General features: G+C 61.5%; 21 protein-coding genes. 12 read left to right on the top strand and 9 right to left on the bottom strand.

The window, feature by feature from the left end; all coding sequences use genetic code 11:
• Positions 1-139: 139 nt before the first annotated feature.
• From NKJ06_RS09405 to NKJ06_RS09380, 6 genes are read left to right on the top strand one after another with little or no spacing between them, the layout of a single operon-like run.
• On the top strand, positions 140-898 hold the full coding sequence (locus tag NKJ06_RS09405) for a FadR/GntR family transcriptional regulator (protein WP_352809678.1): 759 nt from the start codon (positions 140-142) through the stop codon (positions 896-898).
• Positions 895-1,686 carry an SDR family NAD(P)-dependent oxidoreductase gene (locus NKJ06_RS09400; RefSeq protein ID WP_352809677.1) on the top strand — a complete coding sequence of 264 codons (792 nt, stop codon included), beginning with the start codon at positions 895-897 and terminating at the stop codon, positions 1,684-1,686. The genes NKJ06_RS09405 and NKJ06_RS09400 overlap by 4 nt, the downstream gene beginning before the upstream one ends.
• Before the next feature lie 53 nt (positions 1,687-1,739).
• Positions 1,740-2,984: an ABC transporter substrate-binding protein gene (locus NKJ06_RS09395; protein WP_352809676.1), complete on the top strand. Its 1,245-nt coding sequence runs from the start codon at positions 1,740-1,742 to the stop codon at positions 2,982-2,984.
• 12 nt (positions 2,985-2,996) lie between these two features.
• Complete coding sequence (locus NKJ06_RS09390) at positions 2,997-3,926, top strand: carbohydrate ABC transporter permease (RefSeq protein WP_352809675.1); 930 nt, start codon at positions 2,997-2,999, stop codon at positions 3,924-3,926.
• A complete protein-coding gene (locus NKJ06_RS09385) occupies positions 3,923-4,765 on the top strand; it encodes a carbohydrate ABC transporter permease (protein WP_352630525.1) in 843 nt (280 codons plus the stop codon). Before NKJ06_RS09390 ends, NKJ06_RS09385 begins: the two co-directional genes overlap by 4 nt.
• A gap of 12 nt (positions 4,766-4,777) precedes the next feature.
• Positions 4,778-5,803, top strand: a complete 1,026-nt coding sequence (locus NKJ06_RS09380; protein ID WP_352809674.1) for an ABC transporter ATP-binding protein — start codon at positions 4,778-4,780, stop codon at positions 5,801-5,803.
• Between the two features lie 375 nt (positions 5,804-6,178).
• Here the strand turns inward: NKJ06_RS09380 and NKJ06_RS09375 are convergent, their stop codons facing one another.
• The 9 genes from NKJ06_RS09375 to NKJ06_RS09335 all read right to left on the bottom strand — a co-directional run bounded on the left by NKJ06_RS09375 (position 6,179) and on the right by NKJ06_RS09335 (position 17,035).
• Entirely contained in the window at positions 6,179-7,468 is a 1,290-nt protein-coding gene (locus tag NKJ06_RS09375; RefSeq protein WP_352809673.1) for an ABC transporter substrate-binding protein, read from the bottom strand.
• A gap of 28 nt (positions 7,469-7,496) precedes the next feature.
• Positions 7,497-8,333, bottom strand: coding sequence for a carbohydrate ABC transporter permease (locus NKJ06_RS09370; protein WP_352630532.1), 837 nt, complete (start codon positions 8,331-8,333; stop codon positions 7,497-7,499).
• A complete protein-coding gene (locus NKJ06_RS09365; protein WP_352630534.1) occupies positions 8,323-9,270 on the bottom strand; it encodes a carbohydrate ABC transporter permease in 948 nt (315 codons plus the stop codon). The genes NKJ06_RS09370 and NKJ06_RS09365 overlap by 11 nt, the downstream gene beginning before the upstream one ends.
• Positions 9,271-9,294: 24 nt before the next feature.
• Complete coding sequence (locus NKJ06_RS09360) at positions 9,295-10,158, bottom strand: TauD/TfdA dioxygenase family protein (RefSeq protein ID WP_352630536.1); 864 nt, start codon at positions 10,156-10,158, stop codon at positions 9,295-9,297.
• A gap of 114 nt (positions 10,159-10,272) precedes the next feature.
• Entirely contained in the window at positions 10,273-10,941 is a 669-nt protein-coding gene (locus tag NKJ06_RS09355; protein WP_352630539.1) for a TetR/AcrR family transcriptional regulator, read from the bottom strand.
• A gap of 132 nt (positions 10,942-11,073) precedes the next feature.
• Positions 11,074-13,683 (bottom strand): TRAP transporter permease, encoded by a 2,610-nt coding sequence (locus tag NKJ06_RS09350; protein ID WP_352630541.1) that lies wholly within the window; start codon positions 13,681-13,683, stop codon positions 11,074-11,076.
• A 72-nt stretch (positions 13,684-13,755) separates the two neighbouring features.
• Positions 13,756-14,709 (bottom strand): TAXI family TRAP transporter solute-binding subunit, encoded by a 954-nt coding sequence (locus tag NKJ06_RS09345; protein ID WP_352630543.1) that lies wholly within the window; start codon positions 14,707-14,709, stop codon positions 13,756-13,758.
• Between the two features lie 93 nt (positions 14,710-14,802).
• Positions 14,803-16,134 carry an aspartate aminotransferase family protein gene (locus NKJ06_RS09340; protein WP_352630545.1) on the bottom strand — a complete coding sequence of 444 codons (1,332 nt, stop codon included), beginning with the start codon at positions 16,132-16,134 and terminating at the stop codon, positions 14,803-14,805.
• A gap of 10 nt (positions 16,135-16,144) precedes the next feature.
• Positions 16,145-17,035: a MurR/RpiR family transcriptional regulator gene (locus NKJ06_RS09335; protein ID WP_352630547.1), complete on the bottom strand. Its 891-nt coding sequence runs from the start codon at positions 17,033-17,035 to the stop codon at positions 16,145-16,147.
• A 96-nt stretch (positions 17,036-17,131) separates the two neighbouring features.
• On the opposite strand from NKJ06_RS09335, the gene NKJ06_RS09330 reads away from it, so the two are divergent.
• The 6 genes from NKJ06_RS09330 (at position 17,132) to NKJ06_RS09305 (ending at position 23,163) form a co-directional block, all read left to right on the top strand.
• Complete coding sequence (locus tag NKJ06_RS09330) at positions 17,132-17,974, top strand: beta-keto acid cleavage family enzyme (RefSeq protein WP_352630548.1); 843 nt, start codon at positions 17,132-17,134, stop codon at positions 17,972-17,974.
• Positions 17,975-18,232: 258 nt separating this feature from the next.
• Positions 18,233-18,952, top strand: coding sequence for a FadR/GntR family transcriptional regulator (locus NKJ06_RS09325; protein ID WP_352630549.1), 720 nt, complete (start codon positions 18,233-18,235; stop codon positions 18,950-18,952).
• A 64-nt stretch (positions 18,953-19,016) separates the two neighbouring features.
• Entirely contained in the window at positions 19,017-19,991 is a 975-nt protein-coding gene (locus NKJ06_RS09320) for a sialic acid TRAP transporter substrate-binding protein SiaP (protein WP_502905600.1), read from the top strand.
• Between the two features lie 143 nt (positions 19,992-20,134).
• The gene (locus NKJ06_RS09315; RefSeq protein WP_352630551.1) at positions 20,135-20,707 is read left to right on the top strand and encodes a TRAP transporter small permease; all 573 of its coding nucleotides are present in this window, start codon (positions 20,135-20,137) and stop codon (positions 20,705-20,707) included.
• A 3-nt stretch (positions 20,708-20,710) separates the two neighbouring features.
• The gene (locus NKJ06_RS09310) at positions 20,711-22,117 is read left to right on the top strand and encodes a TRAP transporter large permease (RefSeq protein WP_352809671.1); all 1,407 of its coding nucleotides are present in this window, start codon (positions 20,711-20,713) and stop codon (positions 22,115-22,117) included.
• Complete coding sequence (locus NKJ06_RS09305; RefSeq protein WP_352809670.1) at positions 22,114-23,163, top strand: L-idonate 5-dehydrogenase; 1,050 nt, start codon at positions 22,114-22,116, stop codon at positions 23,161-23,163. The genes NKJ06_RS09310 and NKJ06_RS09305 overlap by 4 nt, the downstream gene beginning before the upstream one ends.
• Positions 23,164-23,311: the final 148 nt, after the last annotated feature.

The raw sequence follows: 23,311 nt of genomic DNA, 5'->3' as shown, positions 1-23,311 counted from the left end.
CGGCCTCACGCTTCTCCCATTCCACTGCCTTCCTCGAACTGCGGATTCTCTTAGCGCGCACTTTCCTGCTTAGCAACCAAAAAACTTAGTTGCTATGTTTGCGCGCAATATGCTACGGCATCGACGAAAGGGACCCTGAATGTCGACCGACGCCACACGCAAATCGATCTTCACAGCCAAGCCGGCCAGCCCCTCGCGGCTTGCCGATGGCGTTTCGGACGCGATAGCGGCGGCCCTGGTTGATGGCCGCATAGCGCCCGGCGAAGCGTTGCCAACGGAAGGTGAGATCGCCAGGGAATTTGGCGTCTCAAAACCGATCGCACGCGAGGCGCTGCGCCAGTTGGCGAGCGCCGGGCTCGTATTCACGCAGCAGGGCAAGGTCGCGCGGGCAAAGGCCCTTAGCGGCGAGCCGATGGAACGCATCTACGCCTACGCCGTACGGTCCAGCCTGAAGCGACTTCAGGAAGCCAACGAAATGCGTCGCGTCATCGAGACTGGCATTGCTCGCCTTGCGGCGGAGCGCCGCGACCCAGAGGGTATTGAAACGATGCGTCGGGCGCTTGCCGACATGCAGAACGGCCTCGGCAAACCGCGTGATTTCACCGAAGCGGACATTCTGTTTCATCTCGGTCTTGCCATGGCGACCGGCAATGCCATGATCCGAATCCAGATGGAGGGATTGCGCTCAGTGCAGCGTGAGGTCTCCGAGCTCTTCTCGCGGCGTTCCAATCGCAGTGAGGCCGATTGGCGCGCGACGATCGAGCGCCACCGCAATATCCTCGAGGCCATTGCCGCTGGCGACGCCGATCTGGCCGACCAGCGTATACGCGAGCACTTCGATGCGGCAGACATTGCCTCGTTCGAAGTGGTCGACAAGCTGGGTGGGTCGGAACCGTGAGCAGCGACCGCTTTTCGCTGGCAGGTCGCCGCGCACTGGTGACAGGTGCCAGCTCCGGCATCGGGCGAGCGGTTGCCATCGCCTTGGCCGAGCACGGCGCTTCGCTCGTTCTGCATCATCTAGGTGACGAAGATGGTGCGCGCGGAACCGCTGAACGGACCGGAGCGAACACGACGGTCCTGGAGGCCGATTTCACGCAGGCCGAAGCCGTGGCCGCCTTTACAAACGAACTTGAGGCTAGGGCGGGCCCGATCGACATCCTGATCTCGAACGCGGCGATAGAGCACCGCCGCGCCTGGGAGGAGATCGACAGTGGGCATGTCCACAAACATGTCGCCGCCAACTTCACCGCGCTGCTGACGCTGACGGCATCGCTCGTGCCGGCCATGGCCAGACGCGGCTGGGGACGCGTCGTGGCGACCGGCAGCATCATGGCCCGCCGGCCACGCGCCGAAACCGTGGTCTATGCCTCGCTGAAGGCCGCGCAACTGACGGCTGTCCGCGCCATCGCGCGCGACGTAGCTCCCCATGGCGTTACGATGAATGTGATCTCACCTGGCGCGATCGAAATCGAGGCCACCGCCAGTCGCTATGTGGACGCGTCGTTCCGCAAGGCCGTGTCAGCCAAGATTCCGGCAGGCCGGCACGGCCAGCCTGATGATCTCGTGGGGGCCTTCGTGTTCCTGTGCAGCGATGCCGCCCGGTACATCACCGGCGCCGACATACCTGTCGACGGCGGCTGGACCATAGGCGATGCGCCCGGTTTGCTGCCAGGAACAGCGTCCTAACTACGGCGCGCTGACCGGGGATCGAAGTGCATCGAACCAATGGGAGGAAAAACATGAAGACCGCATTGAAACTTGCAGTATCGGCATTCACGCTGTTTGCGCTGTCCGCCCATGTCGTGGCGCAGGAACTCCGCGTCACCGTGTGGACGGGTAGCGAGGCGCACCTGAAGATGCTCGGAGGCATCGCGAAGGGTTTCACCGACACGCACCCGGGCGTCACGGTGAAGTTCGAAACCGTTCCGGTTGCGGACTATACGCAGAAGCTCACCTTCCAGGTTGCCGGTGGCAATGCACCGGATGTCGCATGGATGATGGAGGACGCAGCGCCCGCATTCGAAAATGCGGGGCTGCTGATGGACCTTGGCCCGACCCTCAAGGCGGCAAAAGGTTACGATTTCGACGACTTCTCGCAGCCGGCGATGGCACTCTGGCAGAAGGACGGCAAGGTCTTCGGCATCCCGTTCTCCACGTCGCCGTTCCTGATCTATTACAACAAGGACATGTTCGATAAAGCGGGCCTCGAAGACCCGAACCAGCTCGCCGCCAAAGGCGAATGGAACATGCAGGAATTCCAGGACGTCGCGAAGAAACTCACCGAGGCGAATCCCGGCAAATGGGGCTTCGAGTTCAAGGACGGGGAAGGCTACGCGTCGCGCATGACGCATGCCCTGCTGCCGCCTGTCAGGGCCTATGGTGGTGACCTATGGGCAAATGGGCAATGCGGGCTGGACAAGCCGGAGGCCGTCGCGGCGGTCAGGCAGCTCCACGACATGGTGTTCAAGGACAAGTCGATCGTGCCGCCGGGCGAACAGGGTGACTATTTCTCCGGAAATTCCGCGATGACCGTCAATCAGATATCGCGCGCCTCCAAGATGCCGGAGGCCGGCTTCAAATGGGGCGTCGCCCCACTGCCTTCGGGTCCGGCCGGCGAGGCTCCCGTCATCGGACAGGCTGCCCTGACCGTTTTCGAGTCGAGCAAGAACAAGGAGCTCGCCGCGCAGCTGGTCGCGGAGATGACCAGCAAGGAAAATGTCGCTGTCATGGCGCAGTTCTTCCCACCGGCCCGCAAAAGCGTCCTGGAGAGCGATGCCTTCGTCAATTCCAACAAGCTGGTCCCTCTGGAGCAGATGAAAAATGTCGCTGCCGCCATCGCCAATGGCCGTGTCCACCCGTCGCACGAGAAAGTGCCGCAGATCTTCGCCGCCATGGCGCCGCGGGTAGACGCGCTCTGGAAGCCCGACGCAAATGTCGAAGAGGCGCTCAAGGGCGTTTGCGCCGCCATCCAGCCCTTGCTCTAAAAGGGCCAACCGATGGCGAAGCAGGCATATCGGGACACCATGGCGCGTGATCACCGCGCGCCGTGGCTGAGTCTGAAATATCGCGAGACGCTGGAGGCATGGCTTTTCGTCAGCCCGACCTTCGTCGGTTTCCTGATCTTCTTCCTCGGGCCGCTGATCGCCATCGTCTACTATTCGATGACCGAATGGAACCTGCTTAGCCAGCAATCTACGTTCGTCGGCCTGCGCAATTTCCAGAACGTGCTGTTTCAGAATCCGGACTTCTGGCATGTCGTGCGCAATTCGGTGGTCTTCGCCCTCGGTCTGGTTCCTCTGAACATGGCGCTTGCGCTGATGCTGGCGCTAGCGTTGTCGAGGCCGTTCCGCGGTGTCGTGTTCTTTCGCACCATCTTCTTTGCGCCGGTCGTCACGTCGGCAATAGCCTGGGCGATCGTTTGGAAATTCATGCTCCAGGGCGATGGTGGCGCGGTGAACCTGCTGCTCGGCTGGTTTGGCATCGACGGGCCGAACTGGTTGCGCGAGCCCAATTGGGCGATGGCCGCAGTGATCGTGACGCGCGTCATCAAGATGGTCGGCCTCAACATGATTCTGTACATCGCGGCATTGCAGGCGATCCCGCGCGACTATGAGGAGGCCGCGACCCTGGAGGGTGCGTCGCGCTGGCAGATATTCCGCATGATCACCTGGCCGATGCTGGCGCCGACGACGCTCGTCATCATGGTGCTCACGACAATCGGCTCGTTCAAGGTGTTCGATCACATCTATCAGATGACCGGCGGCGGACCGGAAAACGGAACGCTCGTGCTAGCCTTCTACATTTACCAGCAGGGCTTCAAGTTCTTCAATGTCGGCTATGCAGCCGCGCTCGCCATGATCATGTTCGTCATCGTCATGGCGCTGGTCCTGGTGCAGGTGATGTTGCGTCGGAGGGAAATGGAATGACCTCGCGACAGACCGAAACCCTCTACCGCATATGCTGGACGATCGCTCTCCTGTTGCTTGCGGTGCCTTTCGTCTTCCCCTTCCTCTGGATGATCTCCGGCGGTTTCAAGAGCACGACCGAGATCTTCGGGTCGCCCACTCTTGTCCCGCGTGTCTGGCGCTTCGGGAATTTCGCCGAGGTCTTCAGGTATCAGCCTTTCGCAAGACAGTACTTCAACTCGCTCTACATCGCCTTCACGGTGACCGCGCTGACCCTGTTCATTTCGTCGCTGGCCGGCTACGCCCTGGCCCGTATGCGCTTCGCCGGCGCCGGGCTTCTGATGCTGTTCCTCGTCATGGCGCTAATGGTGCCGGAGGAAGTTACCATCATCCCGAACTTCTTTCTGATCCGGACGCTCGGCATGATCGACACCCACTGGCCGCTCATCCTGCTGCCCGTCTTCGGCCCGCAGGGCGTGGTGGCGACGTTCCTGATGCGCCAGTTCTTCCTGGCCTTGCCGAAAGAACTGGAGGAGGCCGGCAAGATGGATGGCCTGTCGCGCTTCGGCGTATGGTGGAAGATTGCCCTGCCGATGTCGCGCCCGGCGCTTGCGGCGGTTGCGATCATCACCTTCCTGCATTCGTGGAACCTCTTCCTCGAACCGCTGATCTTCCTCAGCTCGCTAGAGAAGTTCACCTTGCCGCTCGCCCTGTCCAACTTCAATGACAGCTATGGACTGCCGCTCTGGAACCTCCAGCTTGCCGCAACCAGCCTGGCCGTCGTTCCGATCCTCATCGTCTACTTGATCGCCCAGCGCCAGATCATCGAGAGCTTCGCCCTCTCAGGCGTCAAGGGATAAGGAAAATCTGCCATGACCAGGGTTCTGCTGAAGGACATCCGCAAACGATTCGGCGCCACCGAGGCCATTCGTGGCGTCGACCTCGAAATCGACGACGGCGAGTTCGTCGTCTTCGTTGGCCCTTCGGGATGTGGCAAGTCTACCTTGTTGCGCCTGATATCCGGCCTCGAACACATCAGCGAGGGCGAACTCAGGATCGGTGACCGGATCGTCAACGAAGTGCCCGCCGCCAAACGCGGCGTGGCCATGGTGTTCCAATCCTATGCGCTCTATCCGCATCTGACCGTCCGCGACAATATGGGCTTCGGCCTCAAGGTGCGCAAAGTGCCCGCCGAGGAGCGCGTCCAGCGGGTCGCGGAGGCGGCCGCCATCCTGAAACTTGAGCTGTTGCTCGACCGATATCCGCGCCAACTGTCGGGAGGCCAACGCCAGCGGGTTGCCATCGGCAGGGCCATCGTCGGCAATCCGGACGTCTTTCTGTTCGACGAACCTCTGTCCAACCTCGACGCGGAGTTGCGTGTCCACATGCGTTCCGAAATCGCAGCACTCCACCGCCGCCTTGCCACTACAATGATCTATGTCACTCACGATCAGATCGAGGCGATGACCTTGGCGGACAAGATCGTCGTGCTGAGCGACGGCAAGATTGAGCAGGTCGGCTCGCCGCGAGAGCTTTATGACAGTCCAAGCAATCTTTTCGTGGCGCAGTTCATCGGCAGCCCGAGGATGAATATCCTGCCGGCCGCACTCGCTTCGGCATTGTCGCCGGAGTTCAGAGTACCCGAAACCGCTGAATCGCTCGGCGTGCGGCCAGAACACCTGACGTTGACATCACCCGAAAGAGCCAAGCTCAACGGAAAGGTAGCTCTTGCGGAATACACGGGAGCGATGACACTCATCCACATTGAATTGCCTGGGCGGACCTCCTGTCATGTGATGAGTGACGAAAGAAATCCGCCTGAGATCGGAAGTTGCGTAGGTCTGACGGCTCGGCCGGGCACGCTGCACTTCTTTGACAAGGACGGTCGGGTGTTGTGAAAGGCGGCGGGACCGGCGGACGGAAACACCAGCATTCAAATCTCCACAGCGGCAATGTCGGTCTCGCGAATGCGCTCCGCGAAGAAGTCCGCTTGCTCCACTTGGCGCGCCGGCTGCGGTGGCGACGCTGAACGAACCCGTTGCGGGGATGGGCGCGTGGGATGAGGTAGAGATCACGAACCGGACGTCGCTCGCATTGAGGGTGGTTCGGCAGCGGCAGAGCATCACGGGCTTCTTCAACAAGGAGCCTGACCATGCCTCATGCATCGCGACGGCTGGCTGTTTCCGGGCGATGAAGTCCCTCCAAGCGGAAGCTAGTGAAGGGAGCAGCTCGTCTCCGCTAGCCAAGAGCCAGTCGGCGGGCACTGGTAGTGATCATGCCGGCATCAACGGCTTGACACGTTCGATAATGGCGGCGACCGCCTCCTTCGGGCTCTTGCGTCCGAGAACGGCGAGCTGCACTTCCTCGAGGAACGTCGACTGTGCGCGGGCGGCTTCGGGAAAAGCCGGGAAGGCCGATCTCGCATTGGCGAGGGCGGCGGCCTCGACCTTCGCCTGCGGCTGTGACTCTGTGAACGATGGGTCGGTATAGGTCGAGACGCGGACAGGGCCGTTGCCATTCCGTGCCATGCCGAGCGTCGCCGCCTTGCTCGACACGAAACGGATGTAGCTCCAGGAAAGCTTCTTGTCCTCTACGTTAGCGGGGATCGCCATCGCCCAGGATTCGACGACCGTGTGCATCTCTTGATCGTCGCCAAGCGTCTTCGAGCCGGGGAACTCGATCGCCTTGATCTTTCCCGGCGCCGTCGACTGCTCCTTATTGTTGAGCTGCGCATAGCGGGCAAACGGCAGCACGGCGAAGGCCGCGCGTTCCTGCTGCATCCATGTCACCATGTCGTCGTTGCGCGTCGTGGCGTAGCTGCGCGGGAGCGCACCGGCCTGGAAGAGGTCGGCGAGCACGGACAGGCCTTCTTCCATCGCCTCCGGATTGGGGACGACCTGGAACTGCTTGTCGATGAAATCGCCGCCGAAGGCGCGGGCGAACATGACGGGGAAGACGGCGAGGTCGCTCGCGAGAATCATGCCGACGACCGGCGTGCCGGACTTCGAAGTGAAGGTCAGCTTCTTCGCCTGCTCGACCAATTCCTCCAAGGTCTTCGGCGGGGCCGAAATGCCGACCTCCTGAAGCAGCTCCTCGTTGTAGAACAGCCCCTGCGTGGCGTGACGCACCGGGATGCCGACGAGCTTGCCGCCTACGGTCATCGACTGGCGCAGCCCCTCGGCAATATCGTCGAAATCCTCGATCGGCTCGACTTTCCGGAGGTCGTCGAGCGGCTCGAAGAGCGAGGCGATCTGCGATGTCATGCGGTTGTCGATGACATAGCCGACGTTGAAATCGGTCTCGCTCAGGCTCGCCTCCCGGAATAACCGGTCCTGGAGCGGATTGCTGTCGAGCGTCGTCCAGGAGATCTGGGCGTTGTTCTTGTCCTCCCAAGGCTTGATGACATTGCCGGCGGCGCCGGTCGTCAAGTTGGTTTGGTGGACGCGATGGCAAAGCACGTTCAGCGTCTTTACCTGAGCATGGGCCAACCGACTCAATGCGCCCGTCGCGCCGGCAGCCATCGCGGTCGTCAGCAGGGCTCTGCGTGTCATGTGCAAAGGCATTGTCTTCCTCCCTTTCTTGGTGACCTCGTCACCCCTTGGTCGCGCCAGCGGTCAGCCCGGCGACAAGAAACCGGTTCATCAGGACCACGAAGACGAGAACCGGCAGCAATTGGACGGTAGAGGCTGCAAAGAGCACGCCCCAGTCAACGCCATCGATCGAGCTGATCATCTCTGAAAGGACCAGAGGCGCGGTCTTGGCGTGGTTGGCGGTGAAAATATAGGCGAATAGAAACTCGTTCCACGCGAAGACGACGACGAAGACGGCGACGGCGAGCATGCCGGGCGCTACGAGCGGCAAGATGATCTTCACAAGGATCGTCAGCGGCCGCGCGCCGTCGAGGACAGCCGCCTCGTCGAGTTCGCGCGGCACTTGATCGATGAACGTCCGCATCAAAAGCGTACCGAGCGAGACGAAGAATGTCGCGTAAAGCAGGATCAGCACCAGATGGGTGTCGTTGAGCCCGAGCCGATTGACGACCGGGAACAGTGGCAGCGTCACGACAATCGGCGGGATCAGCCGCGATCCGATCAGAAACATCACCGATCCTTCCAGGAAACGGACGCCCCGATAGCGTGAATAGGCGAAACCAGCGAGCAAACTTGCCATGACGGCAAGCGCCGTTGCCCCGGTGGTGATGATCAGGCTGTTGACGAGCCCGTCGAAAAAGGACGGCCAGCGCCGCCACAGCGAGGCGTAGTGCTCGAAGGTCGGTTCGAAGAAGAGCTCTGGTGGAACCGCGAAAATCTCGCGACCGGGTTTGAACGACGAGAGCACGATGAAGCCGATCGGAAACAGTGACCAGACGACGATTGCCGCAACAGCGAGCGTCTTTCCGGCACCGATGGCGAGACGCTTAGAACGCATTGGCCACGGATTCCTTGCGCAGCCGCCATACATAGCCAGTCGCAAGCAGCAGCGAGATCACGACCATCATCCACGCCGTCGCGGCCGCCGTGCCGAACGCGTTGTAGCGGAAGCCTTCCTGATAGAGATAAACGGAAACGACCTCGGTCGTGCGCGCCGGGCCGCCCTGGGTCAGGAGCCAGACCTCGGAAAAGAGGCGGAAGGCGAAGATGTAGCGGAAGAGCAGCGCAATCAGCATCGCTGGCGTCAGAAGCGGTAGCGTGATGTTGCGGAAGAGCTGGAACGCATTGGCTCCGTCGGTACGCCCAGCCTCGTATAGCTCCTTCGGAACCGCGAGCCGTGCCGCGTAGAGAATGATAAATGTGAATGGCAAGTGCAGCCAGATTGTCAGCAGTCCGACGAGGATGAGGCCATGGGAAGGGATGAACGTCCAGTCGAGCGTCGGCAGCCCGGCGTATCGCAGCATCAGCGTGATCGGCCCGACGTCTGGATCGAACAGGAAGCGCCACATTGCGACCGCCGTCACCTCGCTGATAGCGTAGGGAGCGAGCACCACGACGAGCATGACACGCTGGAAGGGAAGCCCGGAGGCGAAAAGCAGAGCCAGGCCGAGGCCGAGTAGCAGTTCGATATGAACTGCCACGGCGACGACGAGGACCGTGTTCCAGATCGAACCCCAAAAATATGGATCGGTGAGGACGCGGATATAGTTATCGAGCCCAACGAAGGTTGCCGATTGGCCGAATGACGAGGCCTCGAAACTCAGCCACAGGACGAAGATGGCGGGCAGCACGATGATCCCAAGCACCAGGAGGTGCACGGGCGTCGCATAGAGATAGGCAGGCGAAAACGCGAAGCGCCGCCTCTTGGTCTCGCCAGCCGCTTCCGCCGCCCCTTCCCCCCTGTAGCCGGCGGACGCCTCGGAACCAAATGCCATTGCTCCTCCCTGAGCGGTTGCGCGTCAGCCGTCCGTGGCGGCAAGTGGAACGGTGCCCTCCACCGTCGTTCTGTACATCACCCGGCGGTATCCGGGATAATCGTTGATGGCTGTGTGAAGGACGTGGGGATTGTTCCACATCCCAAGCGTCTTCGGTTCCCAACGCAGCCTGCAGTTGAACTCGGGCCGAACTGCCCGCGCCATCAGGAAGTCGATCATCGGTTTGCTTTCGTCCTCCGTCATCCCCTTGAAGTTGGTCATGACACTGCTGACGAAGACATAGCGCCGGCCTGTCTCGGGGTGCCGGCAGATCACCGGGTGCTCCACGACGGCATTCTCGATCGCCTCGACATCGGACTTCACGCCGAGCCGGCTATGCGCCGCGTTGATCGCGAAGACACCGCGGCCGCTATGGACGCCAGTTAGTCCTCGCAGGATTTCGACGAGCTGCGGTGACAGCGAATCGTAGGCTTTTTCGAGACTGGAAAAGCAGGTGTCGCCGCCAACCGGCGGCACCTCTTCACCGTAGAGCATCGTGATGCCCGGCGGCTTGGCAAGCCAGGCGAGGTCCATATGCCAATCCTCGCCGATCACCTTGCCCTTGTCGTCCGGTTCACGCACGAAGCGAACGACATCCTCGAAGCCGTCGATCGGCTTGTGCACCGGATTGCCGCTGAACGGGCCGAAGCGGCGGGCGACCTTATGAACACCAACTGGATCAAGCTCCTGACCGCGAACGGCGAGGACGTGGTATTTGTAGAGCGCTCGGCGGACGTCCGCGAAGGCGTCCTCACTCGCACTCGCCAAATCGATTCCGCGGATTTCCGCACCCAGTGCTCCGGTAAAGGGATTGATCTCGAAACGGGTGAATTCGTCATCACGCAGCACCTGGACCTCCCTGTACGCGCCTTGTCGCCACTGAACGATGGCTGACTTACCTGTAAGTAAGTACCTCCGGCGTCAACAGTTGTCAACTCGCCCTCGTTTTTGATTTCTTGGCTTCTAGCCTCGACGCGAGCCTTTCCTCGCATCCTGCCAGGCTGCGCGAATGATGGCCGCCAGTACGGCGAAGGTCCTGGCGACCTCATCAAAGCTTCCGGTGTCCTGAGTCATCGGTGGGCAGGACAGAAGTGTGGTGCGCAGCATGTGCACGAGTTCGTCCCTGAGTGTGTCGGCGGAGAGGTCTCCGTCCTCCACAGCCTGGTCCACCGCATGGCGCAGGCTCTGTTCATAGACCCGGTTGACCCGCTCCAGGGCATGTTCCGCCGGTTCGCCGAGGACTGGGAGATCGTGGCGCAAGCGTGACAGCGGGCTCCACATGTTACGGGCTCCGTCCTCAGCGTTGAAACGTTTATAGAAGTGGCGAAGATCCTCGAGCTGCATATCGAGCCGGTCGAAGAACCGGACGTCGGGCGTCGTCCAGAAGCGCCTGATCCGGGTCTCGGCGTTCGTGGCGAAGTCGGCGATCAACTCCTCCATCAATTGACGCTTGTTGCCGAAGTGATGGTGGATGTTGGCTCGTGTCGTGCCAATCGCCGTCGCTATATCGCCGAAGCTGAAACCGTCGTGGCCGCGCAGGACATAGAACTCGGCCGCGATCTCTTTGATCTTGCTGCGGGTAGAATGCGCCTCGTCACCGGGAGGTTCTAAAGTGTTGGTTCTCATATCCATTCCAAACTCCATGCCGCTCGCCGTCGCGAAATCAGTATACGGACCGACCTTAAGCGGCCCGCAGCTGGGCACGAAACGCGGCGTGCGCCCCACTGTCACAATGTCATGGGATGGACGCGTCGTACATGGATCTCACAGAGGCTCACAGGCAACCGTCCCCTTTCGCCGCCTTTGAGCCCAGAAGATCAGCCCGAGCAGCAATATCGCCGGAACGGCAAACCAGTAGCGCGACGGTCGCTCGGCGGGCACCAGCACCTGATTGATCTCGTCGCCGGGTTGCAGGCCGAATTTGGCCGCCTGGCTGCCCAGCCGCACGACGCCCACCGTTACGCTGTCGCCAAGCGCGCTGACATCCAATCCTGCAGCCTTGAGGCGCTCCGTGGATGAATTGCCAGGCCCGAGTTGCAGCCTCACCAGCTTCGATATCTCGTCGCCGTTGAGATTCAATGTCGTCAGGCGCAAGCGAATAGCGCCTCCGTCGGCTGTTTGGTCGACAACATGGCCGAGTTCAGAGGCGGGTATTGCCTTATATGGTTCACTCACCTGATCAAGGAGGAAGCCCGGCCTGAACAGCGTGAAGCAGACCAGAAGCAGCGCGACCGTCTCGTACCAGCGGTTGCGGATCAGCAGCCAGTTCTGCGTCGCAGCGACAAAGGAGACCATCGCCGATGTGGACGTCACCACCATGGCGACGAAGTCGAACGGCCCTTCCAGGTCGATCATCAACAGACCGGTGTTGAAGATGAAGATGAAGGGCAAAAGGCCGGTCCGGATCTCATATTTGAAGCCCTGCAACCCCGTCTTGACCGGGTCGGCCCCGGAAATTGCCGCCGCCGCATAGGCAGCAAGGCCGACTGGTGGCGTCACGTCCGCCATCAGCCCGAAATAGAACACGAACATGTGGACCGCGACCAGCGGCACGGCGAGGTCATTCTGGGCCGCCAGATCGACAATGACCGGCGCCATCAGGGTGGCAACGACAACGTAGCTCGCGGTCGTCGGCATACCCATCCCAAGGATGATACAGATCACCGCAGTGAACAAAAGCATGACGATGAAGCTGCCGCCCGAGATGAATTCGACCAGTTCCGTCATCACCAGGCCGATGCCGGTGAGCAGGACGGTGCCGACGATGATACCGGCGGTGGCGGTAGCGATGCCGACCGTCGTCATGTTGCGCGCGGCGGCAGCCAGCCCACCGACCAAATCGTCGAGGCCGTGACGCCAATGCGACGCCAATTTGTGGTCTTTGCGAAAGAAGGCGGTTAGCGGACGCTGGGTGATGATCAGCGCCATCAGAGCGACGACGCCCCAGAATGCGGAAAGGCCGGGCGAAAGTTCCTCCACCATCAGACACCAGATCAGCAAGATCACCGGCAGCAGAAAATGCAGGCCAGTGCGCGCCGTCTCGCCGAAGTGGGGAATCCTGACGATTTCACCGTCCAGGTCTTCGAGCGGCAGATCGGGATGGCGGGCGCGGTAGGCAACAAGCCCCACATAGGTGGCGACAAGTGCGGCACTGATCATCCAGGTCGCGGCCGCGCCAAACACAATCTTCGTCCAGCCAATCCCGTAGTAGACGAGACCTGCGAGGATGATGAAACCGCACACGCCCATCAAGCCGCGAACCACACCCTGAAATGCAGTATTTGTACTTCTTGACGGCAGGCCCTTCAGCCCCATCTTCATCGCCTCGATGTCGACGATGTAGAACAGTGAGCCGTAGGTCAGCAGTGCGGGATAGAAGGCATGCTTGACCACCTCGGCGTAGGAAATGCCGACATATTCCGCGATCAGAAACGCGGCGGCGCCCATCACCGGAGGCATCAACTGGCCGTTGACGCCGGCCGCGCATTCGATGGCGCCGGCCTTCACCGCCGTATATCCGACCCTTCGCATCAGTGGGATGGTGAAGGTTCCGGTCGTCACCACATTTGCAATCGATGACCCCGAGATCATGCCGGTCAGGCCGGAGGCCACCACTCCAGCCTTGGCGGGCCCGCCGCGGTACTTGCCAAGCAGCGAGAAGGCAAGCTGGATGAAGAAGCCGCCGGCGCCGGCGCGCTCGAGCAGGGTGCCAAACAGCACGAACATGAAGACGACGTTGGTCGAAACACCGAGGGCGACGCCGAACACGCCTTCGGATGTCAGCCACATCTGCGAGGCCGCGCGCGGCAAGGTGGCGCCCTTGTGACCGAGCAATCCGGGCAGATAGGGACCGGCGAAGATATAGGCCAGCATGATAGCCGCGATGACAGTGATGGCCGGCCCAACGGCACGGCGGGCGGCTTCGAGCAGGATGAGGACGCCGACGATCGAGACGATGAGATCAACAGTGGTGGGAAGACCAGGCCGCTGGGCAATATCCTTGTAGAAGGCCACCAGATACAGAGCTGCCGCGGCGCCAGCGATGCCGAGTACCCAATCGGGCAGCGGCACGCGGCTGCGCGACGATGCCTTGAAGGCAGGAAACGTCAGCATTGCCAGGAACAGCGCGAAGGCAAGGTGGATCGATCGTGCGATGCCGTCGCTGACGACGCCGAAATTGACCAGGAAGGGAATGGGCGATGCATACCAGAGCTGGAACAACGACCACGCCAGCGACACGCCGAGGATCAGCTTCGCCGTGAGGCCGGTCGGCTTGCGCCCGCCAGTGTCGGCCTCGGCGACGATCTCGTTGAGCTTGTCGATGTCGATAACGGGTTGGTCAGGCGTTTCCACCCGCTGGCTTTGATCTGTCATCGTTCCCCACGCTCATTTTCGTCTCTTATGATTGCAACGCGAGGCGCCCGTCGGCGCCTCGCGTTGGCGCGCTTACAGCCAGCCCTTTTCCTTGTAGTAGCGCTCCGCGCCCGGATGCAGCGGCGCCGACAGACCAGCCTTGATCATCTCCTTGGGATCGAGATTGGCGAAGGCCGGATGCAGCTTTTTAAAGTCGTCGAAATTCCCGAAGATCGCCTTCACCATCTCATAGACCACGTCGTCAGGCGTATTGGCGTTCGTCACCACGGTGGCGCGGACGCCGAACGTCGTCACGTCGTCCGGATTGTTGGCGTACATGCCGCCTTTGATGGTGGCGACCGAATAGTAGGGATGCGCGGCCACCAGGGCGTCCACGGCTGGCCCGGTCAGCGCAATGAGCTTGGCGCCGCAGGCCGTTGTCGGGTCCTGGATCGCAGCGGAAGGATGTCCGACGCCGTAGAAGAAGCCGTCGATCTTGTTATCGCAGAGCGCGCTGCCTTGCTCATCCGCCTTCAGTTCCGCGGCCAGCGAAAAGTCGCCGAGCGTCCAGCCCATCTGCTTTAGCAATTCCTCCATCGACGAGCGCGTGCCGGAACCAGGATTGCCGACATTGAAGCGCTTGCCCTTGAAATCCTCGAATTTGGTGACGCCGGCATCGGGCCTCGCCAGCACGGTGAATGGCTCGGGATGAACCGAGAACACCGCCCGCAGATCCTTGAACGGCTTGCCGTCGAAATTCCCGGCACCGTTGTAGGCCTGATACTGCACGTCGGACTGTGTCAGCCCGAAATCGAGATCGCCGGTCTGGATAGAGTTCACGTTGAAGACCGAACCCCCCGTCGATTCTGTCGAGCAGCGAATGCCGGTCTCCTTGCGATCCTTGTTCATCAGCCGGCAGATGGCCCCACCGACCGCGTAGTAGACGCCGGTGACCCCACCAGTGCCGATGGTGACGAAGCGCTGCTCGGCCGCGTTCGACGGCAGCGCCAGCAGCATGCTGGCTGCGACGCCAATCAGTGTTTTCATTGAACTATGCATGGTTGTTACCTCTCTGGTGGGTTGTCCCGGCCTTGCGCCGGTGACGCTTTGAAGTTGACTGATGGTCCTGCGGCGCGCATTTCACATTGCCGATGCAAGTGCCGCATCGACCGCGTCGCCAAGCCGCTCGACGATCCTGTCGATATCCGGTTCGGTGATGATGAAGGGCGGCGCAATCAGCACATGATCGCCGCGAACACCGTCGAGCGTGCCGCCCATCGGATAGACCATCAGCCCACGGGCCATCGCCTCCTTTTTGATGCGGGCATGGAGCTTGAGCTTGGGATCGAAGGGCTCCTTGGTTGCACGATCGATCACAAGCTCGACGCCCTGAAACAGGCCGCGCCCGCGAATGTCGCCGACATGATGATGGTTGTCGAAACGCTGGCGCAGGCGCTCGTCCAGCCGCGTCCCCATCGCCTTGACGCTGTCGAGCAGGCCATCGCGACGGATCACCTCCTGCACAGCAAGACCGGCCGCCGCCGCCATCGGGTGGCCCATATAGGTATGCCCATGCTGGAAGAAGCCGGTGCCATTGGCGAAAGCGTCGAAGATATGCCTGCCCAACAGAACCGCGCCGATTGGCTGATAGCCGCCTCCGAGGCCCTTGGCGATGGTCAAAAGGTCGGGAGCGATGCCGTCCTGCTCGCAAGCATGCAGGGTGCCGGTGCGGCCCATGCCGCACATGACTTCATCCAGGATAAGCAGGACGCCGTAGCGGTCGCAGACGGTGCGAATGCGCTTGAAGTAATCGCCGACGGGCGGCACGGCACCCAGCGTGGCGCCTACGACAGGCTCGGCGACGAAGGCGATGACTTCGTTGGCGCCAAGTTCGAGGATCTTGTCTTCCAGTTGCTGGGCCGCGCGCGCCGCATAGGTTTCGTCGCTTTCGCCTTCCTGCTGGCAGCGGTAGGCGTAGCAGGGATCGATGTGATGGGTCTCGATCAGCAACGGCTTGAACTGGGCGCGCCGCCACTCGTTACCGCCGGTGGCGAGAGCGCCGAGCGTGTTGCCGTGATAGCTCTGTCGGCGGGCGATGATATGGCGCCGTTGCGGCTCGCCCTTCTCGACGAAATATTGCCTGGCCATCTTGAGCGCGGCCTCGATCGCTTCCGAGCCGCCGCTGACCAGATAGACGTGGTCGAGCCCTGAAGGCGCGTCCTCGACCAGCCGATCCGCCAATTGCTCCGCCACCTCTGTGGTGAAGAAGCCGGTATGGGCGTAGGCAATGCGGTCAAGCTGGGAATGGAGCGCGGCGATCACGTCGGGATGACCATGGCCGAGGCAGGAGACGGCCGCACTGCCTGATGCGTCTATGTAGGACTTGCCCTCGGCATCGAACAGTTCGATGCCCTTGCCCCGGACCGCGACTGGGAGCGTCGAATGGATGGCTCGATGGAGGATGTGTGTCATGGACTGTTTCTCAGAGCACTTTCTTCGGCGGACGTTGATTCAAATGGGTGTTGAGGGCGGCGCCCTGTTCATCGAAGCGGCGCAGCGCATCGACAGCACTCTCCCCTGCCTGTCCCGCGACAAGAGCGCCGAGGACTTCCGACACGATGAAGGCCGGCGTCATGGTGTGAAAAAAGGACGGACTGCTTGTCGGTACTATGACCAGATGATCGGCCAGTTGCGCCAGCGGCGCTACCTCGCTGTCGGTGATTGCAATGATGGGCACGCCCCGTCCCGCGGCAAACTCGGCCAGCTCGATCGTGAATCGCGTGTAGGGCAGCACACTGGCCGCGACAAGAACGTCGTCGCCCGTCGCATGACCGAGCGCGTCGCCATCCGTTCCGCCGATGCCATGCAGCAGGACCGACTTTTCGCCGATCAGCGACAGGATATAGTGAAGATGCCAGGCGACCGCGTGGCTTGATCGCAGTCCGAGGCAGTAGACGCGCTTTGCCGCGGTCAGCGCCTTGGCGATTGCCACCAGCCGGTCGATCGATTTGCTTTCGGCCAAGTAGGCAACCTGACTGGAAATTGAACGCATGATGTCGCCGGCCAGCGCATGATCGCCCTTGTGCTTTTGACTGGCGACCTGGATGCCGGCCTTGCCGGCAAACCCGATCTCGCCACCCCGGATCGCGGTGGCGTAGATCTCGCGCACCGTCTCGTAGCCATCGAGGCCGAGACGCTGGGCCAGTCGCGTCATGGTCGCCGGCTGGACACCAGCGTGCTTGGCCTGCTCGCGCATGGACAGCAGTGCGACATCATGCGGCCTGTCAAGGACGTACCGTGCCGCGGACCGAAGCTGCGCCGACATCCCGTCGAACGCATCGATGATCTGTCCTTCAAGCTCTCCCCGGTCCATGGGTATTGCTAGCGCGGCAGATCAGTGATTGCAACACATGTTTCAATATGATGAATTACTGATCCATATGAATCTTATAATGTTCGGTATCCCTCATTGAGCCTCACCAATAATCTCGGCCCGATCACTATTGCCGTTGCACCGAACGGTGGCCGTCGCACAAAGGCTGACCATCCGGCAATCCCACTGACATCGGCCGAGCTGGCCCGCACAGGTGCCGAATGCGCCGAAGCCGGTGCCGCCATGATTCATGTCCATGTCCGTGATCGAGACGGCAAACATCTCCTCGATGCCGATGTGTATCGCCAGGCGATCGCCGCCATTCGCGGTGCCGTTGGCAACAGGCTGATGGTTCAAATCACATCCGAGGCGCTCGGCATCTATGCGCCAGCCGAACAGATGGCCGTCGTGCGGGACGTGAGGCCGCAAGCGGTTTCCCTCGCGCTTCGCGAAATCGTTCCGGATTCCGCATCAGAACCAGAATTTGCAAGCTTCATGGCCTGGTTGCGTGCCGAGCAGATTTCCCCACAGATCATCCTCTATTCCCCCGAGGAGGCCGTCAGGCTGTCCAACTTGCAGCAGCGCGGACTTATCCCCTGGCCAGACGTGCCGGTGCTTTATGTTCTGGGTCGCTACACGCAGGGGCAGATTTCTTCTCCCTCCGACCTTCTGCCATTTCTCGCTCCGGAGAAGCCGCGCTTCACTCATTGGAGTGTCTGCGCCTTTGGCCGCAACGAAGCCGCTTGCGTGATGGCGGCCGCCCTGCTTGGCGGCCATGTCCGGGTTGGCTTTGAAAACAATCTTTTTCTCCCGAACGGCGGCATAGCCGCGTCTAACGCTGAACTCGTAGTGGCGACAGCACGGATAATTGCGGATTGCGGCATCAGGATCGCGTCGGCCGCAGAACTGGCGGCGAAATGGCTGGCCTCATTTCGCTGAGCGGAATGGCCAATTTTTGTAATCAAACATCATTGGCAACGTGATCTGCGATGTTGCGAATGGTGCTGCGCCGTTGGCGGGAAATATGACGTCAGCTCGAATCGGTCTCGGAATGGTTCTTCAGCATCGAAATTATCCGATGAACAACCTGCTGTTGGTCGCTCTTGACTCACCCAATCCTCAGTGTAGGCTCCGGTCAATAGGTCAGACCAATATGCCAATCGGCATAGCGATATCTGAAGAGAGGATTAGGCTGATATGCCGATCCAGGCCGTTGAACCGCGTCGGCTCTATCGACAGGTCGCCGATCAGCTCAGGCAGCTGATCGACTCCGGCGAGTTCGCCGTCGGCGACCGTCTGCCGACCGAGCGGGATTTGGCCGACCAATTGGGAATCTCTCGTCCGACAGTGCGCGAAGCATTGATCGCACTGGAAGTCGAAGGTCGCATCCGCATCCGCGTCGGCTCCGGCATCTACGTCACGGATCCGCCGAACACGGCCGCATCCGAAGCGGCAACGGACGAAGGTCCGTTCGAGCTATTGCGCGCGCGCGAATTCGTCGAAGGCGCGATCGCCGCCGAAGCTGCTCTCCATATTCGGCCGGCCGATCTCAAGCTGCTGGATGACGTGCTGCGCCGGATGGAGGCCATGCGCCACCCGAACAAAATGACCATCGCGCTTGACCGGGAATTCCACACGGCCGTGGCGGGCATTCTCGAAAACGCCGTGCTGGTGCGCTTCATCGGCGAGCTGTTCGACCAGCGCATGAACCCTTACTTCGAACGCCTCTCCACCTATTTCGAGAACAAGGATTCCTGGCAAATCGCCGCTGGGGAGCATCGTGCAGTGCGCGATGCGATTGCGGCGCGCGATCCCGAGCGTGCGAAGGCTGCCATGCAGCATCATCTGCGCCAGTCGCAGATCAGGTTCTCACGCAATTTCGATGAAAGATCCGTAGCCAAGGAGGTTACGCAATAGAGAGTTGGATTAGCAATCGGGCGGGGGAGCCAGATAGCCAACACGACCACAGGGAGGAATTTGGATGCTGAGAAAATACGCAGTTCTGCTGGGTGTGATCGCCGCGATCGTTATGCCGATGGCTTCGGCCTCGGCTCAAACGGTGCTGAAATGGGCCCATGTCTACGAGACGTCGGAACCCTTCCATACCGAGTCCGTCTGGGCAGCCGACGAGATCAAGAAGCGCACCCAGGGCCGCTACACAATCGATGTCTATCCGGCCTCCCAGCTCGGCAAGGAAGCAGACATCAACCAGGGCCTGATGCTCGGCACTGTCGATATCATCATTTCCGGATCGAGCTTCGCGGCGCGCGAATATCCGCCGATCGGCGTCACCTATTTCCCCTATACTTTCCGTGATGCCGACCATTTGCTGAAATACACCAAGAGCGACGTCTACAAGGCCCTGACCAAGGGCTACGAGGACAAGACCGGCAATCACATCGCTGCCACCACTTATTATGGCACGCGGCAGACCACCTCGAACCGGCCGATCGCCAAATGCTCCGACATGCAAGGCCTAAAAATGCGTGTTCCCGACGTGCCGGCCTATCTCGCCATGCCCCGTGCCTGCGGTGCCAACACCGCGCCGATTGCCTTCGCCGAGGTCTATCTGGCGCTGCAGAACGGCACGGTCGAGGCCCAGGAGAACCCGTTGACCACCATTGAGGCAAAGAAGTTCTACGAGGTGCAGAAGAACATCGTGCTCACCGGCCACATCGTCGATCATCTCAATACCATCGTATCAGCGTCGCGCTGGGCCTCGCTTTCCGATGAGGACAAGAAGATCTTCACGGAGGTGATGCAGGAGGCCGCCGCCCGCGCCACGGCAAAGATCGTCGCCCGAGAAAAGGACCTGGTGCAGGTATTCAAGGACCGCGGCATCAGCGTGACGGATGTCGACAGTGCCGATTTCGAGAAGAATGTGCTGGAGAAGGTCAGCTTCGAGGAGTTCGGCTACAACAAGGCTGATTGGGAAGCGATCCGCGCCATCAAATAGGGCAGCGGGAAATCGGATGCTCATCAACGAGGATAGAGCGGCAATCGGATTCGCTGCTTTAGCCTGCCCATCCGTCCGGCTTCACGTTGTGCCGGACGGCCTTTCCAATCCTTGACGACCCACCAGCTTCGGGAGCCCGCGCGATGGCCGAGGAACACCACACCGAGATCACCGTCGAAGAGATCGCCCATGCCTTCGAGGAGGTGCCGGTACACGTCGACCTGTCGGACCACGGCATCGAGGACTGGATCACGCTAGCCGTGTTCTGGGGCATGGTCGTCTGTGTCTTCCTGCAGTTCTTCACCCGCTATGCGCTCAACAACAGTCTTGCCTGGACCGAGGAGATCGCCATCAACGCGCTCGTCGTCGTCGTCTTTCTCGGCGCCGCCATGTGCGTGCGCCTTTCGCGCCATATCCATGTCGACGTGCTCTATCACTATCTGCCGGAACGGGCCGGCCGCTGGCTGGCACTCGCCGTCGATGTTATCCGCATCGCATTCTTCGCCTACGGATCCTGGCTGATGTGGCGCTACGTCACGATCGTGGCGCATGAGCGCATGGTCACCGTGAACCTGCCGCGGCGCTGGTTCTTCTACGCCGTCCTGGCCGGCTTCGTACTGATGCTTCTGCGCTCGATCCAGGTCTTTATCGGCAATTACAGGCGCGGCTACTCAGTGCTCGAGCGTCCTGGTGCGTTCGAGACGGCAGGGGTCTGAGCGATGCTGCTTCTGGTCGGAGGTTTCATTGTCCTGATGCTCATTGGCGTGCCGGTCGCCGTTTCGATGGCGGCCGCCTCGATCCTTTACCTCGTCATCTACGGCGTCGCGCCCGATATCATCGCAGCCCAGCGCATGATTGCCGGGGTGGAGAGCTTTCCGCTGCTCGCCGTTCCCTTCTTCATCCTGGCCGGCAACCTCATGAACATCGCCGGCGTCACCGGGCGCATCTATTCCTTCGCCCTTGCCCTGGTCGGCTGGATGAAGGGCGGCCTGGCGCAGGTCAACATTATCGGATCGGTGATCTTTTCCGGCATGTCGGGCACCGCGCTCGCCGACGCCGCCGGCATCGGCACCATCGAGATCAAGGCGATGAAGGATCATGGCTACCCGATCGACGCCGCGGTCGGGGTCACCGCCGCTTCCGCGACGCTCGGGCCGATCTTCCCGCCCTCGCTGCCCTTCGTCATCTACGGCATGATGGCCAATGTCTCGATCGGCGCGCTGTTCATGGCCGGCATCCTGCCTGGCGTGGTCATGACCGTGCTGATGATGATCACGGTCGCCATCTTCGCCTACAGGCGTGGCTGGGGCTCCGATACGCCCTTCGAGTTTCGGCGGCTGGCCGAAGCGGCGGGCGAGGTGCTGGTGGTGGCTGCCTTTCCGGTTGCCTGCTATGTGCTCGTGCAGCTTGGCCTGTCGATCAACATCGCGGTCGGTATCGCGCTGCTGGTGCTGATCGTGGCCGACTGGTATTTTGACTTCTCCGCGGTCATGGCGCTGATGACACCGGTCATCCTGATCGGCGGCATGACGATGGGCTGGTTCACGCCGACCGAAGCGGCCATGGCGGCCGTGATCTGGTCGCTTTTTCTTGGGCTGGTGCGCTACCGTACGATCACGCTGCGGTTGCTCGCCAAGGCCAGCTTCGACACGATCGAGACGACGGCGTCGGTACTGTTCATCGTTACCGCCGCATCGATCTTCGCCTGGCTGCTCACCGTCAGCCAGGCGGCACAGCTGTTTTCGAACTTCATCTTCGCGCTCACCGAAAATAAGTGGGTCTTCCTGATCCTGGTCAACATCCTCATGCTGGTGGTCGGCTGCTTTCTCGATACGATCGCCGCGATCACCATTCTGGTGCCGATCCTGCTGCCGGTGGCCGCCGTCTACGGTATCAACCCGGTGCATTTCGGGTTGATCATGACGCTAAACCTGATGATCGGGCTTTTGCACCCGCCGCTCGGCATGGTGCTGTTCGTGTTGTCGCGCGTCGCCAAACTCTCGGTCGAACGCACCACCATGGCGATCCTGCCGTGGCTGGTGCCGCTTATCGTGGCGTTGCTTCTGATCACCTTCATACCGGCCATCACGCTCTGGCTGCCGACTGAGATGGGACTGATCCGGTGAGCGGCCAGGCGATCGCGGCGACATTGTTCGGCCCGCAAGACCTGCGTGTCGTGGAACATCCGCTCGGCCCGCTGGCGCCAGGAATGGTGCGGGTGCGCTTTGGCGCGGGCGGAATTTGCGGCTCCGACCTGCATTATTTCCGCCACGCCCGCACCGGCGATTTCGTCGTTACTTCGCCGCTGATCCTTGGTCACGAAATCGCTGGCGAGATCGTCGAGATCCACGGTGCGGCACCTGGCCTCAGCGTCGGCGACCACGTCGCGATCAATCCGTCGCGCTGGTGCGGGCATTGCGCGCGATGCCTCGAAGGCCGCGCCAATCTCTGCAAAAACATCTATTTCATGGGTTCGGCATCGAAGACGCCGCATATGCAGGGCGGGTTCGCCAGTCTGTTCGACGCCACCCCCGCGCAATGTTTCAAGGTTCCACTTGATGTGGCCTACCAGGCCGCCGCACTTGCCGAGCCACTGGCGGTCAGCCTGCATGCCGTCGCGCGGGCCGGCGACATCAAGGGCCGCAACGTCATCCTGTTCGGTGCCGGCCCCATCGGTCTCTTGACCATGCTCGCGGCCAGGCTTGGCGGCTGCGGCGAGCTCACTGTTGCCGACATATCAGCCGCCCCGCTCGCCTTCGCCCGCCGGTTTGGCGCAGACAGGACGATCGACCTTTCCGGCGACGACGCCGAGCTCCAGGCGCTCGCCGCCGACAGGTCGCTCGACGTGGCGTTCGAGGTTTCAGGCACCGCGGCGGGCCTTGCCGCAGCGATCGCCAGCGTCCGGCGCGGCGGCACGGTTGTCCAGGTTGGCAACCTTCCAGGCGGCCAGATTCCGCTGCCGGCCAACGCGGTGATGGCCAAGGAGATCGATCTCAAAGGCACTTTCCGCTTCGGCGCCGAGTTCGGCCGGGCTGTCGATCTCATCGTGCAGGGCGACGTGGACGTCCTCAAGCTCGTGACCGCCGAGCACGCCCTGTCCTCCGCCCCCGATGCTTTCCGTCTCGCCGCCGACCGCTCACAGAGCGTCAAGGTCATGCTGACCGCGGAATGATAGAGGCGAGCCTGATTGTGCAAGACGCGCTGAGGGACCAAGAACGGTCTGATGAGGCCACGACGACGAGTTCGAGAAGAATTGCGGGGTGGGCGGCGAGAGGGCACGGCTGGCTCTGACCTCTTCGACCCGCCGAACCTTCTGGTGC

This window comes from Mesorhizobium sp. M0293 (genome assembly GCF_040321735.1).
GTDB lineage: Bacteria > Pseudomonadota > Alphaproteobacteria > Rhizobiales > Rhizobiaceae > Mesorhizobium.
The sequence above is the reverse complement of the archived record's forward strand: the minus strand, read 5'-3'. Positions and strand labels throughout refer to the sequence as shown.